This window comes from Oceanobacter sp. 4_MG-2023, from assembly GCF_030689165.1.
GTDB lineage: Bacteria > Pseudomonadota > Gammaproteobacteria > Pseudomonadales > Oceanobacteraceae > Oceanobacter.
Genome location: NZ_JAUYVV010000003.1, coordinates 266558 through 281106, shown reverse-complemented (window position 1 = coordinate 281106; position 14549 = coordinate 266558). Strand labels below are relative to the sequence as shown.

The window sequence follows — 14549 nt, the reverse complement described above, 5'->3', positions numbered from 1 at the left end:
CATTATGAGCAACGCCACCATTCACATCGGATTCAAACTCCCGGACGGCAACATCCAGCATATTGACGCGCCGCTGGGACAGAACATCATGCAGGCGGCCATTGTCAATAACATCGACGGCATCGAAGCCGAATGTGGCGGCAGCTGTATGTGCGCGACCTGTCACCTTTACTTGCCCGACAGCCTGCTCGACAGCGTCACGCCCGCGAACGATGAAGAGCTGGAAATGCTCGAAGAAACCGCTGCCGAACGTCGACCGGGCAGCCGCTTGAGCTGCCAGCTGCTGGCCACCGAAGCCATGGCCGGTGTTATTTTTGAAGTACCGGAATGCCAGTCATGAGCCATGCAGCAGGCACCCTGATTATTGGTGCGTCTCATGCCGGTGTACAGGTTGCGGCTTCACTGCGGGATAACGGCTATCACTTGCCGATTACCCTGCTGGAAGCCGGTACCCATTTGCCCTACCAGCGGCCACCGCTGTCAAAGGCATACCTGAAAGAAGCCCTCGACAACCAGCGTCTGGCCTTGCGCGGGGAAGCCTTTTATCAACAAAAGGACATCACTCTGCTCCTGAATCACCGCGCCTTGCAGATTGATCGTCAGCACCAAAGCGTCAGTGCCTGGCACGATAACCGCGAGGTCACCTTTCACTACGACCAGCTGGTCATCGCCACCGGTGCCAGTGCCCGGACCTTACCGGCCGCCGCTGGTATGCCGGGGGTGCGGGTGTTACGGGATCTGGATGACGCCATTGCCCTCAAGGCGGATTTTGATGCGGCCCAGTCCATCGTGGTCATCGGTTCCGGCTTTATTGGTCTGGAAGTCGCGTCCACCGCTGTCAGCCTCGGCAAACAGGTGACGGTGGTCGAACACGGCAGCCGTATCCTGAGCCGCCTGTTTCCGGCACAGCTGTCGGCTTTTATGCAGCAGACCCATGAACAAAACGGCGTTGCATTCTGCTTTGACACCACCGTTGAGCGCCTGACCACACAGAACCGGACACAGGACCCGCAGAACCCGGACACCCACTCTTATCCACAAAATACGGACACCCATAAGAACAACACCAATAACCGCGCTCACCAGACCTGCTTGCAACTGAGCAATGGCCAGACACTCACCGCCGATCTGGTGGTGGTCGGTATTGGTGCCACCATCAATGACCAGCTCGCCCAAGACGCTGGACTGGCCTGTCAGAACGGCATTCTGGTCGACCCCGGCGGCTGCACCTCCGACCCGGCAGTGTACGCCTGTGGGGATTGCACCATCACGACCCGGGCCGATGGCCGCACCACGCATATTGAATCCATACAAAACGCTCTGGAACAGGCCAAAACGATCGCCGCCAATATCACCGGCCAGCCAGCGCCGGAGCCAGTAGCACCCTGGTTCTGGTCTGACCAGAAAGACATCAAATTACAAATGGTGGGCGACGCCATGGATTACGACGACCTGATTGTTCGTGGCGACATCGCCAGCGGCAAATTCTCGCTGCTGTACTACCAGAATGAGCGGCTGATCCGCGTCGATTCCGTCAACGCCGCTGCCGACCACCTTGCCGCCCGCAAGCTGGTTAGCCAACGTTTCCCATTGCCCAAAGACGCCGCTGCCGATACCGCTGTGCGCCTGAAAAGCTTTACCTAATTCGCTGATGATTGCTTGATCGCAGGAGATACCCACTATGATGAGCCAGGAAAAAAACAACGAACTCAGCCTTGTAAAGGCATCCGATCCAGCCGGTAAACTGTTACGCCAATACTGGATGCCTGCCGCCCTGTCCGAAGAGCTGGATAGCGACCGTCCGGTCGTACCCGTCAACCTGCTGGGTGAAGAACTGGCCCTCTTCCGTAACGAAGACGATAAACTGGTGCTGATGGATCGTCATTGTCCGCACCGGGGTGCCGATATGTGTTTCGGCCGCAAGGAAGAAGGCGGTATCCGCTGCCCCTTCCATGGTTGGAAATTCGATGCCCAGGGTCAATGTGTTGACCAGCCCGCGGAGCCGGAAGGCTCAAAAATGCACGAAAAAATCCGCATCAACTCCTACCCGCTGCATGAAGTGAACGGCATTATTTTCGCTTTCCTGGGCACCGGCGAGCCACCCGCCTTCCCGGATTTCGACTGCTTCAAAGCCCCGGACACCCACGTCTTTGCTTTTAAAGGCCTGTGGGAATGCAATTGGCTGCAAGCACTGGAAGTCGGCATCGACCCGGCGCACGCCTCATTCCTGCACCGCTTCCTGCTCGATGAAGACCCGGAAGACAGCTACGGCAAGCAATTCCGCGACACCGCCGCCGATACCAATATTCCCATGACCCAGGTCTTGCGCGAGTTTGATCGCCCGGAAATCATCGTCAAGGACACCGATTACGGCATGCGCATCATCGCCCTGCGTGATCTGCAAAACGGCACCAGCCATGTGCGCCTGACCAACCAGGTATTCCCTTGCGCCATTACCATTCCGATGTCGAATGAAATGACCATCACCCAGTGGCATGTACCGATCGACGACGAAAACTGCTACTGGTTCTCGATGTTCACCAGTTTTGGCAACCCGGTCGACAAGGACACCATGCGTGCCCAGCGCCTGCAAGAACACACCCTGCCCGACTACGCCCCGATCCGGAACAAGCGCAACCACTATGGTTATAACCAGAAAGAACAGGAAACCCTGACCTGGACCGGTATGGGCATGGACATCAATGTCCACGACCAGTGGGCCTGTGAATCCATGGGCAATATCCAGGATCGTACCAACGAACATCTGGGCACCACCGACAAGGCCATCATCCAGCATCGCCGCAAACTGCGTAAAGCCATGAAGATCATCAGCGATGGCGGCGATTTAAGTGAACTGCCATTACAGCTTAGTGCCGCCCAGGCACGCGATATCAAAGGCCCTATCGCCATTGACGCCATCGCACCAACCCAGGACTGGGAAAGCGTTTGGCAAACCAGCGATCAGCAACGCCGTGCCGCCTGCGACTGGGACGCTGAACTGTAAGCCTAAACCAACATCAAGCGTCAGGGTGTGTTACTGCGGTAACAGGCCCTGCGAGGAGAAAACCATGACCGGTGTATTCGACGACGAAAACAGTTTTTCCGGTAAATACAATTTGTGGAGTCAGGAACAGATTTCTGCCTGCAAAACCCTGCTCGACACCATGCAAACCTGCAACCTCGAAGTCATTCGGGTGTCGTTTGTTGACCAGCACGGCGTACTGCGTGGCAAGACCATCGTTGCCAGCGGCCTGGCGTCTGCCTTGAACAAAGGCATCACCATGAGCTCGACCATGCTGCTGAAAGACACCTCGCATCGGACGGTGTTTTCAGTCTGGCAAGATGACGCCGGGTTTGGCGAAGGACAAATGACCGGCGCCAGCGACGTACTGATGCTGCCCGACCCAACCACATTTAAAATCCTGCCGTGGTCACCCCATACCGGCTGGATACTGGCCGACCTGTATCAGACCGACGGTACGCCAGTTGAACTGTCGACCCGGGCCATGCTGAAAAAAGCCCAGCAACAACTGAATGATCAGGGTTATGAATTTATTGCCGGGCTGGAAGTGGAATTTCATGTTTTCCGCACCATCAACAAGCCTCGTGGCCTCGACGATGCCGGTCAACCAGGCCCACCGCCAACAACCGAGTTACTGAATCAGGGTTATCAGTACCTGACCGAAGACCGCTACGATGAAATGGAAGAGGTTTTCGACCTGATTCGCCGGAACGCCCAAGGTCTGGATTTGCCCGTACGCTCGTTAGAAGTGGAGTTTGGCCCCAGCCAGTTTGAAGTCACCTTTGACCCGGCTCCAGCGTTGCAACAAGCCGACAACATGATTCTGTTCCGTTCCATGGTCAAGCAGGTGTGTCAGCGTAACGGCCTGCACGCCACCTTTATGTGTCGACCACGGTTTGAGGACTCCATGGCCAGCGGCTGGCATTTGCACCAGTCGATTGTATCGCTGGAGCACGGCAACAACTGTTTTGAACCGGCCGTTGGAGAACCGATTTCACGCCTTGGCCAACACTGGATCGCCGGTATTCTGGCCCACGCCAAAGCCAGCTGTGTGCTGTCGACACCCACCATTAACGGCTACAAACGTTATCGTCCGTTTACGCTGGCCCCCGACCGGATCCAGTGGGGTAAAGACAATCGGGGTGCCATGGTGCGCTGTCTGGCCAACCCCGGTGACAACGCCAGCCGGATTGAAAACCGCGTCGGCGAACCCGCTGCCAACCCTTACCTGTATCTGGCCTCCCAGATCATTAGTGGTATGGATGGTGTCAACCGTGAACTGGAACCACCAGCACCGGTTTCCAAACCCTACGATACCGGCGCAGAAACCCTGCCCCAGTGTCTGATGGACGCCGTACAGCTGTTCGAAAGCAGTGCGCTGTACCGCCAGCAGTTTGGCGACACCTTTGTCGACTATTATGCGCACTTGAAAAAAGCCGAGTGGAATCGTTACCTGACCACGGTTTCAGAGTGGGAAGAGCGGGAATACTTTAACCTGTTCTAGTACGGTGCCAGCCCAGAGCAGTGAGAGTCTGTGCATGCCCATGGTGTGCGCGGCTCTTTATCTTGTCTGCCGGCCCTTCAAGCGCACACACGACGGACCCTGATCCATAGCCGATTACCCAGCCATGCATCCCGTCATTTATCCTGATATCAGAGATTAATATGCCTCACCTGGTCATTGAATACGCTCGTGTGATCGAGCAAACAACCCCGTTGCGCCCCTTGATGCAACAGCTTTTCGAAGCCGCCTGCCAGGGCGGTATTATCCAACCGCAAGACATCAAGGTACGGGCCATGCCGTACGACCATTTTTTACTGCGCCGAGACGACGAAACCTTCCTTCATATTACCTTGTCGCTGCTCGAGGGTCGCACTGACCAGCAAAAAGAACAGCTGGCAATCAATCTGCGGCAGGTGCTGGCCGAGCAGTTACCCGATGTCACCAGCCTCAGCATTGATATTCGGGATATGAACGCCACCGCCTACAAAAAGCGACTGCTGCCCTTGGCGGATGCTGACTGATCGCCAGAGTCACAACGACCTCACGCCGTTTATTGTGTCATGCGATATATCGGATCCAGCTCACTGATACCCAAGCCGCTTTTTTTGATCACCTGCAGCTGGGTTGGAATCCGTTCTTTCATTGCCTCCACATGGCTGATAACGCCGATCATTTTGCCGGAGGCATTGAGGTTATCCAGCGCATCGAGGGCAATATCCAGTGTCTCGCTGTCCAGCGTGCCAAAACCCTCATCCAGAAACAGCGAGTCGATGCTGGTTTTGTGGCTGACCAGATCCGACAACGCCAGCGCCAGTGCCAGACTCACCAGAAAACTTTCACCTCCCGACAGAGTGGTGATATCCCGTTCGGCATCGCCCTGCCAGGTATCCAGCACACTAAGCTCCAGACCCGCATTCTGTTTGCGCTGCAACAAGTAACGGCCGTGTAATCGTTGCAGCTGCTGATTGGCCAGTACCACCAGATTGTCCAGCGTCAGGCCTTGGGCAAAGTTACGGAATTTGGCACCGTCCCGTGAGCCAATCAGGCCATGCAGATAGCTGATATCGTCATAGTCTCGCTGGAACGCTGCGATTTGATCAAACAGCGCTTGCTGACTGTCGCGCCGGGTCTGGTCGGAGTGGAGCGCGTGACTGATTTCACCAGCCCGTTGGTTCAGTTGTTCCAGCCGGGTGGTTAACTCGGCTAACACCTGCTCTACGTCAGCCAGTGCCGTTTGTTGATAAATCGCCGCCTGCGGGTCTGCCAGGATCTGATGGCAGGCCTGTTCGGCCTGCTCCAGCAAGGCGCGACTGCGTTCCAGTTCGTTATCCAGCTGTTGTTTCTGTAGCTGCAGGCGTTGACGTTCGGCCTCCGGTAACAAGGCCTGCAGAAAATCGGCTTCGGTGGCGAAGGGGCTGGCCGCCAACTGTGACTGCCAGTCGGATTGCTGCTCATCCAGTCGGGCTTGCAAGCGGTCGAGGCCGTGCTGTTGTGTGGTTAACTCGGCCTGCAGAGCCTGATGCTGACTGGATACTGTGTGTTGCTGATGCTGGGCAGTCTGGTAGTCCGCTTCGGCCTGCCGCAGTGCGGTGATGCTGTTGTCCCGTTCTTGCCGCACACTTTTGTCGCCAAACAGCTGATAACGCTGGGCCTGCAGCGTCGTGACCGTCTGCTTCAGCCGGGTCTGTTTTTCGCGGGTATCGGTCAGCTGCTGCTTTACCTTATCCAGCTGTTGCTGGCAGTGCTGATAATCGGCATCCAGCCGGTTCAGGCTGGCCTTGAGCTGTTCTTGCTGACGGATATGGTCGTCCCACTTTTGGCTGTCTTGCTGTCGGGCGGCCAGCCATAAGGCCAATTCTGCCGGCGACGGCGCGGGATAACCTTGTTCGCTCAGTTGCGTGACAAAGGTTTGCCATAAGGTCTCGGCTTGTTGCGCCATCAGGGCTTGTTGTTGCTGATGGTCGTCCAGCATCTGACGACTGTTAGTGATGGCCTGATCGGCCAGGGCCAGCCCGGTCCGGGCGCTGGTCAGCTGCTGCAGCGCATGATCCCGTTGTTGCCGGGCCTGCTCACACTGTTTATTAAGAGCGTTGAGCTGCTGAATGGCCTCGCCATAACGCTGCTGCTCGGCCTGGTGCCGGGTTATCTGTCGCTCCAGCGCCAGGGTGTCGGCAATCGTCAGCAAAATGTCTTGCTCCGATTTGGCGATGCTGGACTGCCACTGTTGCTCCCATTGCTGTTGCCATTGTTGTTGCAAGTCGGCTTGCTCAACCTGGATATCCGTCAGACGCTGCGCCAGTTCTTGTTGATAACGTTGGCTGGATGCCAGTGTCTCTTTGGCTTCCTGCCCTTGTTCCCTGATGCTATCCAGTACCCGTTCGGCGTCCAGCTTCTCGGTAATATGTTGAGAGTCACGGCTCAAGCCGCCGTTGAGTGCCTCTTGATGTTTGTCGGCGTCCAGTTGCGGATGTTCCTGCGAACCACACAGTGGACACGGATCACCAGCCTGCAGGGCAGCCCGATAATGGGCCAGCTGTTCGTCCTGGGTCACCAGCTGGGTTAACGCCTGTACCAGTTGCTGCTGTTGCTGGTATTGGCCTTTCAACTGGCTGAGTGTCTGTTCGACGTGGGTGCATTGGCGCTGCCTATCCTCGGCTATGGCTTGTTTATCCCGTTGTTCTGCCGCCAGGGATTGCCATTGTTTGCTGATGGATAGCAAGCTCAGTAATACGGAATACTGCTCCAGCTGCCCGGTGCGCTGCTGCTCCAGCTGCCCGGTGCGCTGCTGCTCCAATTGATCCAGAGTGCCCAGTTCACGGCTGGCGCCAGCCAGCGCCTGAACCGCCTGTTGCCAGGCTTGCTCTTTGGTCGTCGCGGCGCTGTCAGCCTCTTGGTATTGCTGTTGAGCCTGTTGCTGCTGACCTTGCTGTCGGGTCAGTTGCTGTTGTAGCTCGACCTCTTTTTCACGCTGCTGTGCCAACTGCTGCTTGGCCGCCTGAATCTGCTGGGCCTGTTGCTGCCATTGCCCCAGATACTGCTTGAGTGACTGGTCGGCCGCCTGTTGCGTCAGGTAATGCTCAACCTTGGCTTGTTGTTGTGTCTGGCTCTGCCGCTGGTCGCTCAGATGTTCCAGGTGCTGCTGATGTCCGGTTTGTTGCCGCAGCTCATCATCAATGGCCTGCTGCAATTCTCCGAGTTTGTCTTGCTGGGCAAGCAGCTGTTGATCCAGCGGTACCACCTGGTCGTTCAGCAATTGCTCTTGCTGCTGGTGCCGGGTTTTGGCCGTTGCCAGTGCCTGGCTCTGCCCGGTCAAACGGGTCGTTGCACTGACCAGCTCAGCGGCCAGCTGGTGTTGCTGTGCCTGTTTTTGCCGACAGTCCTGCTGATGCTGTTCGATTTCGCTGCGTATCGCCTGTAACAAGCGGTATGGGGTCTGCAGTTGCACCGCCGGTTCGCTGCGCTGCAAGCGTTGTATATCGGACCGGGCGCTGGCCAGATGATCTTCGGCCGCCTGCAGGCGTTCGGCCTGGGTGATCCGCTGCTTTCGGGCCAGGTCATATTGTTGCCACCAGTCACGATGGGCACTGGTGGTGGCTATCTCATGTTTGATCGCTGTTTGTTGCTGCTGTAATTGCCCGGCTTCCTCTTGCAGCTGTTGTTTTTGGGCATCATCCAGCAGTTGCACCCCTTGGGCCCGGGCGTGCAGTTCAGCCAGTTGTTGCTTGGCGCTGGCATGATGCTCATGCACCCGCATTGATATCTGACCGTAGATTTCAGTGCCGGTCAGTTCCTCCAGTAACTCCGAACGGGCGGATGCATTGGCATTCAGAAAGGCGGCAAATTCTCCCTGCGACAGGAGAATGGACTTGGTAAAACGGGAGAAATCCAGTCCGGTGATGGCCTCGATCATTTCACTCTTGGCGCGTAACTGGGTCGCCAGAACCTTGCCGCTGGCGACTTCGGCCAGCTCGACACAGGCAGGCTGCAAATTGCCATCGACCTTGCCTCGGGAGCGACGCATGCTCCAGTGTGCCCGATAGGCCATGCCTTTAACGTCAAACTGCACTTCGGCGGCACAATCCGCGCAGCCGCGGGTCATGATCTGATTGGACGATGTGGTGATCTGACCCAGCCTGGGCGTCTGGTGATAAAGCGCCAGGCAGATGGCATCGAGCAAGGTGGTTTTGCCTGCCCCGGTCGGGCCGGTAATGGCAAACAGGCCGTTGTCGCTGAATGGCGCTTGGGTGAAGTCGATTTTCCACTCGCCCTTGAGTGAGTTCAGGTTCTTGAACTGGAGGCTTAAAATCTTCATGCGTCGTGCTCCGGGTGCTCGATTTCTGCCAGAATTTGCTGGAACTGCACTTCAATCCGGGCCTGCCTGCCGGGCTGGTCGTCAAGGTTTTCCAGCGCCAGACGTTTGCCAAAGACTTCCGCCGGGGTCAGCTCTGCCAATGTTTCCTGTGCTTGCCGGGTTAATACCTGACGGCCATGGAGCCGTGAACGGCGCAGTTGCAAGACCTCGACCGCCAGCCCTTCGGTCAGGGCCTGAATCCGTTGCGGCAAATCGGCCAGATAGTCTTGCTGTTCCACTTCGATACATAGCCAGACCGGTTGATCAGCAGGTATATGCTGATAGGCCAGCAACCCCTGTTCGATGGCTGCCAGATCTCCCTTGATAACGGCCATCGGTTGGAAAACCGGCACATCAACAGGGGTTATCGCAACGGTGTGTGAACCAGAAAATTCGACCATGACCACTTGTTTGGTCGTTTTTAATTCATCAAAGCTGAGTGGAATGGGCGAACCGCTGTAACGGATATGCTCGGATTTGGCCACCCGCTGTGGCCGATGAATATGCCCGAGAGCGATATAATCCGCCGGAGGGAAACCATCCGCAGCAAACCCGTCCAGCGAGCCGATATAGATGTCGCGAACGGAATCTGACTGGCTGACGCCCAGCGCCGTCAAATGTCCTGTCGCAATAATCGGTACGTCGAGTTGTTTGCTGGTCTTGAGTGCCAGTGCCGCCTGATAAACCCGCTGATAATGTTGTTGGATGGCCTCCCCCAGGGCCTGACGTTTTTCCAACCCCGACTCACCGGCCCGGCTTTGCAGCACGTCGCGCGGGCGGATAAAGGGAATAGCGCAGACGATGGCACCAACCGGGCCAGCCGCGTCACCATGCTCACGCTCGCTGCCATGGCGATATTCCAGCTCGATAAGCTGCTCATGGGGGTCCAGCGGGCTGATACTGGCCACTACTTGCGTATCCAGGCACGCCACCAGCTGCCTGGATTCATTCAGCGTCGAAACCGAATCGTGATTGCCCGCCAAAATAACCAGGCGGCAGTGGCACTGGCTGATCGCGACAATAAATCGATTGTACATTTCTCGTGCATAACTCGGAGGGGTACCGGTATCAAACACGTCCCCCGCTACGATCACGGCATCGATGTTATAACGTCGTACCTGCGTCAGCAGCCAATCAAGAAAAGCCTGATGTTCAGCCTTGCGGCTCTTGGTAAAAAAGCTCTGACCCAGATGCCAGTCAGACGTGTGCAGGATTTTCATAACCGTTATCCGTAAGGGGAGAATTTGAAAAGGACTCGTCATTTCACTGCATTCGTCGCCTTGCCCTGAACAACGGCAACACTCGCGCAGAGCCGTGCAGGATTAAATAGATGTCCCCGTAAGTGATAGCTGAAAGGTTATCACAGCGACGGGGTTGGGTTGGCGGCAGAAACCAGCGGTGATTATATTCGATTAATGAGGTGTCCCTGTGCCGTGGCAACAGGGATTTCCGTATTCTGGCGGCAGTGTTTAATGCGCTATTTTTTCTTTAACAAATCAATCGGTTAGATTGCCTTATCAACAAAATATAGCGTGCTTCTGGTGGTTAATGGTACTGTTTGCGCTCTGACATTATTGCCGAGAGCGTTATTTCTGCTCATGATTTTCTGCCTGATAATATCAATAAAAACCCGGTTTTTTATGCCGCTCCGTTCGGAAGACCGCTTATGACTGGACTGCTGATTCTGCTGGCCTTTTTAATGGCCGGGACGCTCGTTCAACACTGGACCTCGGCGCCTATTCCTCCTTCGATTATCGGTATGTTGCTGTTGCTGGTTTTTCTGATCAGCCAGCGCAAGGTGCCTGCAGCATTGACCAGCATTACCCAGTCACTTGCGCCGATTTTGCCGTTGTTCCTGATTCCGGTGAGCGTGGGAGTGATCACCCATGAACAACTGGTGCGCGAGCATGGGCTGCTACTGCTGTTGATTCTGGCCATCAGTCTGATTCCCGGCACACTGGTATGTGGCTGGATTATGTCCAGAGGAAAACGTTCATGATGATATTGCTGCAAACCCCTCTGTTCTGGACGGCGCTGACCATCGGTGCTTTTTTGCTCGGTCAGCAGGTCTATCGGTTAACCGGTAATCTGGTACTGTTGCCACCGATTCTGACCGGTATCGGGCTGGTGGTGGTGACGCTGAAACTGACCGATACGCCGTACACAACGTATATGGAAGGCGGGCACTATCTGCACGATATGCTGCAACCGCTGATTGTGATGCTTGCAGTACCTCTGTTCCTGCAGTTAAGGGCATTACGTCAGGATGCCCTCCGTATTGCTCTGGCCGTCACACTGGGCAGTGCCACCACCGTCGCCTGCGCCTGGTGGCTGACCAGCTGGTGGATCGGTGATCCCATGCTGTCACAAACCATGCTGACCAAGTCCATTACCACACCGGTGGCGGTTGCCATTACCGGTCAACTCGGTGGTGATCCGTCACTGGCGGCGGCGTTTGTGATTTTGTCTGGCTTGTTGGGGGTCATCATGATTTTGCCGATTCTGACGCTGATGCGTATCCAGCGGCCAGAAACCGTTGGTATTACGCTGGGGGTCTGTGCTCATGCGATTGGTACCAGTCGGGCACTGGATCTGGGGGAGCGGGAAGCAGCCTATGCCATCACCGCGATGATACTAACGGCGACTCTGCATGCTGTGGTGTTACCCTTGCTCGTCAGTCTGTTTTAAGTGGTAGTCTATGTGCTTATCGCTACCGGCGGCGGGCAATAACTCCGTCATCAATGGACGCATAATGACCAACGTCATGATAACGACATCGGTGCACTATTCACTCTGTCAGCAAGGCCTGTCAGGATAGGAGATTACGCGGGCTGCTGAGGCAAATACGCCTATACTTGATACTCAGAGCCCCATCGATACAGTTAACCGCTTTTCACTGTTGTTGTTGCTGTACCTGGTCGTATCACTTCAAGGAATCCAGATGTCGTTTAGTCCTGGCCAACAGTTACTACTGACCTCTACCGCTCTGGTAGCGGGCATCAGTGCCATTATGGGAGTAACGGCTTTTTTGCTCGCCCGAGGAGAGCCAGACGTCGTCACCCTGAAAATACTGGCAGGGGTGGCCATATTGGCCTTGCTTGTGGTGGGCTCGGGCATCGGCCTGATCAGTCATTATCTGACTCGCCCGGTGACCAATCATTATAAACAGCAGTTGCTGCAACAAGGGTTCACCTGGGAGCATGTCAGCGGCATCGTGCTGAGGGTGAATGCCCAACAGCTGATCCTGGATGCCAACCCGAACTTCCAGCAATTATTTGACCTTTGCCCCGGCTCTTATCTGTCCAGTATCCAACGCCGTAATGAGCGCGAGTTGATTCAGCAAAAAATAGATCAGTCCTTGAGCACCCGCTCCATGGTCGATTTTGAAGCCAGTCTGCTCGACCGCTACGGCGAATGGGGCCGTTGGGCCATGCAAGTCCGCCTTTGGCAGCAGAATGATGGTGATCAGGTCTGGCTGCTGGTCACCGGAGACGACATTACCCAGCGCTATTTTATGGAAGCGCAGCTCCGCGAAGAGCAGCAGCGGTTATCGACGTATATCAATACCATGCAGACCCTGCTGATTATCTGTGATGAAAACGGCCATGTGACACGGGTTAACCTGCAGGCCCAGCAGCTGCTGCAAATACCGGAAGACCAGATCAACGGTTACCCGTTCAGCTATTTGATTCCGCAGCAGGCGACCTCCACCGTTGAGCGCGAATGGCAAAATCTGCTCAGTCGTCATAATGGCAACCTGTCGCTGGAATTTCCGGTGCTGTCATCGACCGGCAAAGAGCACATTATCAGCTGGCGCATGACACGACTGACCAGTGCCAATACCTCCCAGGGACAGGTGTTGCTGGCTGGACTGGATATCACCGAATCCGTAGCCAACCGGCAGGCACTCGAAACCGCCAACAGCCGCATCCGGGAAGCCTTGACCCAGGCGGAACAGGCCAACCATTCCAAATCCATTTTCCTGGCCAATATGAGCCATGAGATCCGCACCCCCATGAACGGTATTCTGGGTGCCACGGAACTGATTCTGGATTCCAACCTGACAACCGAGCAGCGCCATTATCTCGATATTGTCCATACCTCATCGCAGTCACTGCTGGAGATCCTTAACGACATTCTGGACTTGTCGAAAATTGAATCCGGCAACCTGGAGCTGGAGCAGATCGATTTTGACCTCAACCAGCAACTCAGTGACCTCAAACGGCTGTTCGATGAACCGGTCAAACGCAAGGGTCTGACGTTTATTTATTATTACGACGGTGATATTCCACAATACTGGAATGGCGATCCCAAACGTATCCGTCAGATCATCACCAATCTGATCAGTAACGCCATCAAATTTACCGACTACGGCCAGATAGAAGTGCAGGTCACCGGCAAGCAGACCGAAGGGGCGCTGTACGATATCCGCATTGCCGTCACCGATACCGGCATTGGTATTTCCCAGAGCAAGAAAGAGCAGGTGTTCTCCGCCTTCCGCCAGGCTGATAGCAGCACCAGTCGTCGTTATGGCGGCACCGGTCTGGGCCTGACTATTTGTCGCCACCTGGCATCCGCCATGAATGGGGATGTGGAGCTGGAATCTAGCCCCGGGGTGGGCAGCACCTTCTCCCTGCAACTCCCCTTGCAGGCCGCCAAGCCGCCGGCCGTGACCAAGCGGCCATCCCTGCAGCAATCACCCGCCTTGTCTGGCCGTATCCTGCTGGCGGAGGACAACGAGGTGAATCAGCGTGTTGCTTCGCGCATGCTGGAAAAACTCGGGCTTGAGTGTGTGGTGGTCAGTGATGGTCGCCAGGCGTTACAGGCACTGAAACAGGACGCCTTCGATCTGATTCTGATGGATATCAATATGCCGGTGCTGGATGGTATCCAGGCGACCCGGCATATACGCCAGCTCTCTGGCGATGAGAGCCAAATCCCTATTCTGGCACTCACCGCCAATGCCATGATGGAAGACCGCCAACGCTGCCTGAGCGCTGGCATGAACGGTTTTGTCAGCAAACCCATCCGCATGGCAACGTTACGTGCCGCGCTGGTGGAGCTGCTGCCGGAACAGCTGGCCCCGGCAAGCACTCAGGTTGGCAGCACTTCGCCGTCGTAGTCACCGGCCAGGTAGGCTTGCGCCAGCGCCAGCGCTGCCACCGCCCGGCCTTCGGAAAAGTCGTCGCGCTGATACAACGACAGCAGGTCACTCAGTTTCCAGGGGATCAGCTCCAAAGGCTCCGGCTCGTCGCCTTCCAGCCGTGATGGGTACAAATCCCGCACCAGCACCACATCGATGCCACCACTCATATAGCTGGGTGACAGACTCAATCGTTTAAGGAAGACAAACTCGCGCGCGCCATAACCAATTTCTTCCTGCAGCTCGCGGTGACAGGCTTCCCGTATTGTTTCACCCAGGTCGACCGCACCTTTTGGCAAGGTCAGCGTGTAATCTTCAATACCACCGCCATACTCCCGGATCAGTGCCACGGTGTCGTTATCCAGCAGCGCCACCATCATCACCGCACCCGGGCCACCGGGCATCAACCGTTCATAAGTGCGCTCCACACCGTTGCTGAAACGCAACGCCATCGATTCAACCCGGAACAGCCGACTCTGGGCGACCAGCGAGCGATGCAGGATCTGAGGTTTTTTATCCATGTCAGGCC

General features: G+C 56.0%; 11 protein-coding genes. 8 read left to right on the top strand and 3 right to left on the bottom strand.

Annotated elements, in window-relative coordinates; genetic code table 11:
- The first annotated feature begins 4 nt into the window (after positions 1–4).
- From Q8W24_RS04400 to Q8W24_RS04380, 5 genes are all read left to right on the top strand, one after another.
- Positions 5–340 (top strand): 2Fe-2S iron-sulfur cluster-binding protein, encoded by a 336-nt coding sequence (locus tag Q8W24_RS04400; protein ID WP_303431109.1) that lies wholly within the window; start codon positions 5–7, stop codon positions 338–340.
- Positions 337–1644 (top strand): NAD(P)/FAD-dependent oxidoreductase, encoded by a 1308-nt coding sequence (locus Q8W24_RS04395; protein ID WP_305413485.1) that lies wholly within the window; start codon positions 337–339, stop codon positions 1642–1644. The genes Q8W24_RS04400 and Q8W24_RS04395 overlap by 4 nt, the downstream gene beginning before the upstream one ends.
- Before the next feature lie 37 nt (positions 1645–1681).
- Positions 1682–3004 (top strand): aromatic ring-hydroxylating dioxygenase subunit alpha, encoded by a 1323-nt coding sequence (locus tag Q8W24_RS04390; protein ID WP_305474521.1) that lies wholly within the window; start codon positions 1682–1684, stop codon positions 3002–3004.
- Positions 3005–3068: 64 nt separating this feature from the next.
- Positions 3069–4526, top strand: a complete 1458-nt coding sequence (locus tag Q8W24_RS04385; RefSeq protein ID WP_305474519.1) for a glutamine synthetase family protein — start codon at positions 3069–3071, stop codon at positions 4524–4526.
- A 161-nt stretch (positions 4527–4687) separates the two neighbouring features.
- Positions 4688–5047 carry a 5-carboxymethyl-2-hydroxymuconate Delta-isomerase gene (locus Q8W24_RS04380; protein WP_305413489.1) on the top strand — a complete coding sequence of 120 codons (360 nt, stop codon included), beginning with the start codon at positions 4688–4690 and terminating at the stop codon, positions 5045–5047.
- Positions 5048–5076: 29 nt separating this feature from the next.
- On the opposite strand, the gene Q8W24_RS04375 is transcribed toward Q8W24_RS04380, so the two are convergent.
- A complete protein-coding gene (locus tag Q8W24_RS04375) occupies positions 5077–8838 on the bottom strand; it encodes an SbcC/MukB-like Walker B domain-containing protein (protein ID WP_305474518.1) in 3762 nt (1253 codons plus the stop codon).
- A complete protein-coding gene (gene sbcD, locus Q8W24_RS04370) occupies positions 8835–10097 on the bottom strand; it encodes an exonuclease subunit SbcD (protein WP_305413492.1) in 1263 nt (420 codons plus the stop codon). The genes Q8W24_RS04375 and sbcD overlap by 4 nt, the downstream gene beginning before the upstream one ends.
- 446 nt (positions 10098–10543) lie before the next feature.
- Between sbcD and Q8W24_RS04365 the strand changes: the two genes are divergently transcribed.
- The 3 genes from Q8W24_RS04365 to Q8W24_RS04355 all read left to right on the top strand — a co-directional run bounded on the left by Q8W24_RS04365 (position 10544) and on the right by Q8W24_RS04355 (position 13999).
- Positions 10544–10876: a CidA/LrgA family protein gene (locus tag Q8W24_RS04365; RefSeq protein WP_303431116.1), complete on the top strand. Its 333-nt coding sequence runs from the start codon at positions 10544–10546 to the stop codon at positions 10874–10876.
- Positions 10873–11565 (top strand): LrgB family protein, encoded by a 693-nt coding sequence (locus Q8W24_RS04360; RefSeq protein ID WP_303431117.1) that lies wholly within the window; start codon positions 10873–10875, stop codon positions 11563–11565. The genes Q8W24_RS04365 and Q8W24_RS04360 overlap by 4 nt, the downstream gene beginning before the upstream one ends.
- Before the next feature lie 253 nt (positions 11566–11818).
- The gene (locus tag Q8W24_RS04355; protein ID WP_305474516.1) at positions 11819–13999 is read left to right on the top strand and encodes a PAS domain-containing hybrid sensor histidine kinase/response regulator; all 2181 of its coding nucleotides are present in this window, start codon (positions 11819–11821) and stop codon (positions 13997–13999) included.
- Here Q8W24_RS04355 and nudE read toward each other — a convergent pair.
- The gene (gene nudE / locus Q8W24_RS04350) at positions 13972–14541 is read right to left on the bottom strand and encodes an ADP compounds hydrolase NudE (RefSeq protein ID WP_305413497.1); all 570 of its coding nucleotides are present in this window, start codon (positions 14539–14541) and stop codon (positions 13972–13974) included. The two genes, Q8W24_RS04355 and nudE, sit on opposite strands and share 28 nt — an antisense overlap.
- Between the last annotated feature and the right edge of the window lie 8 nt (positions 14542–14549).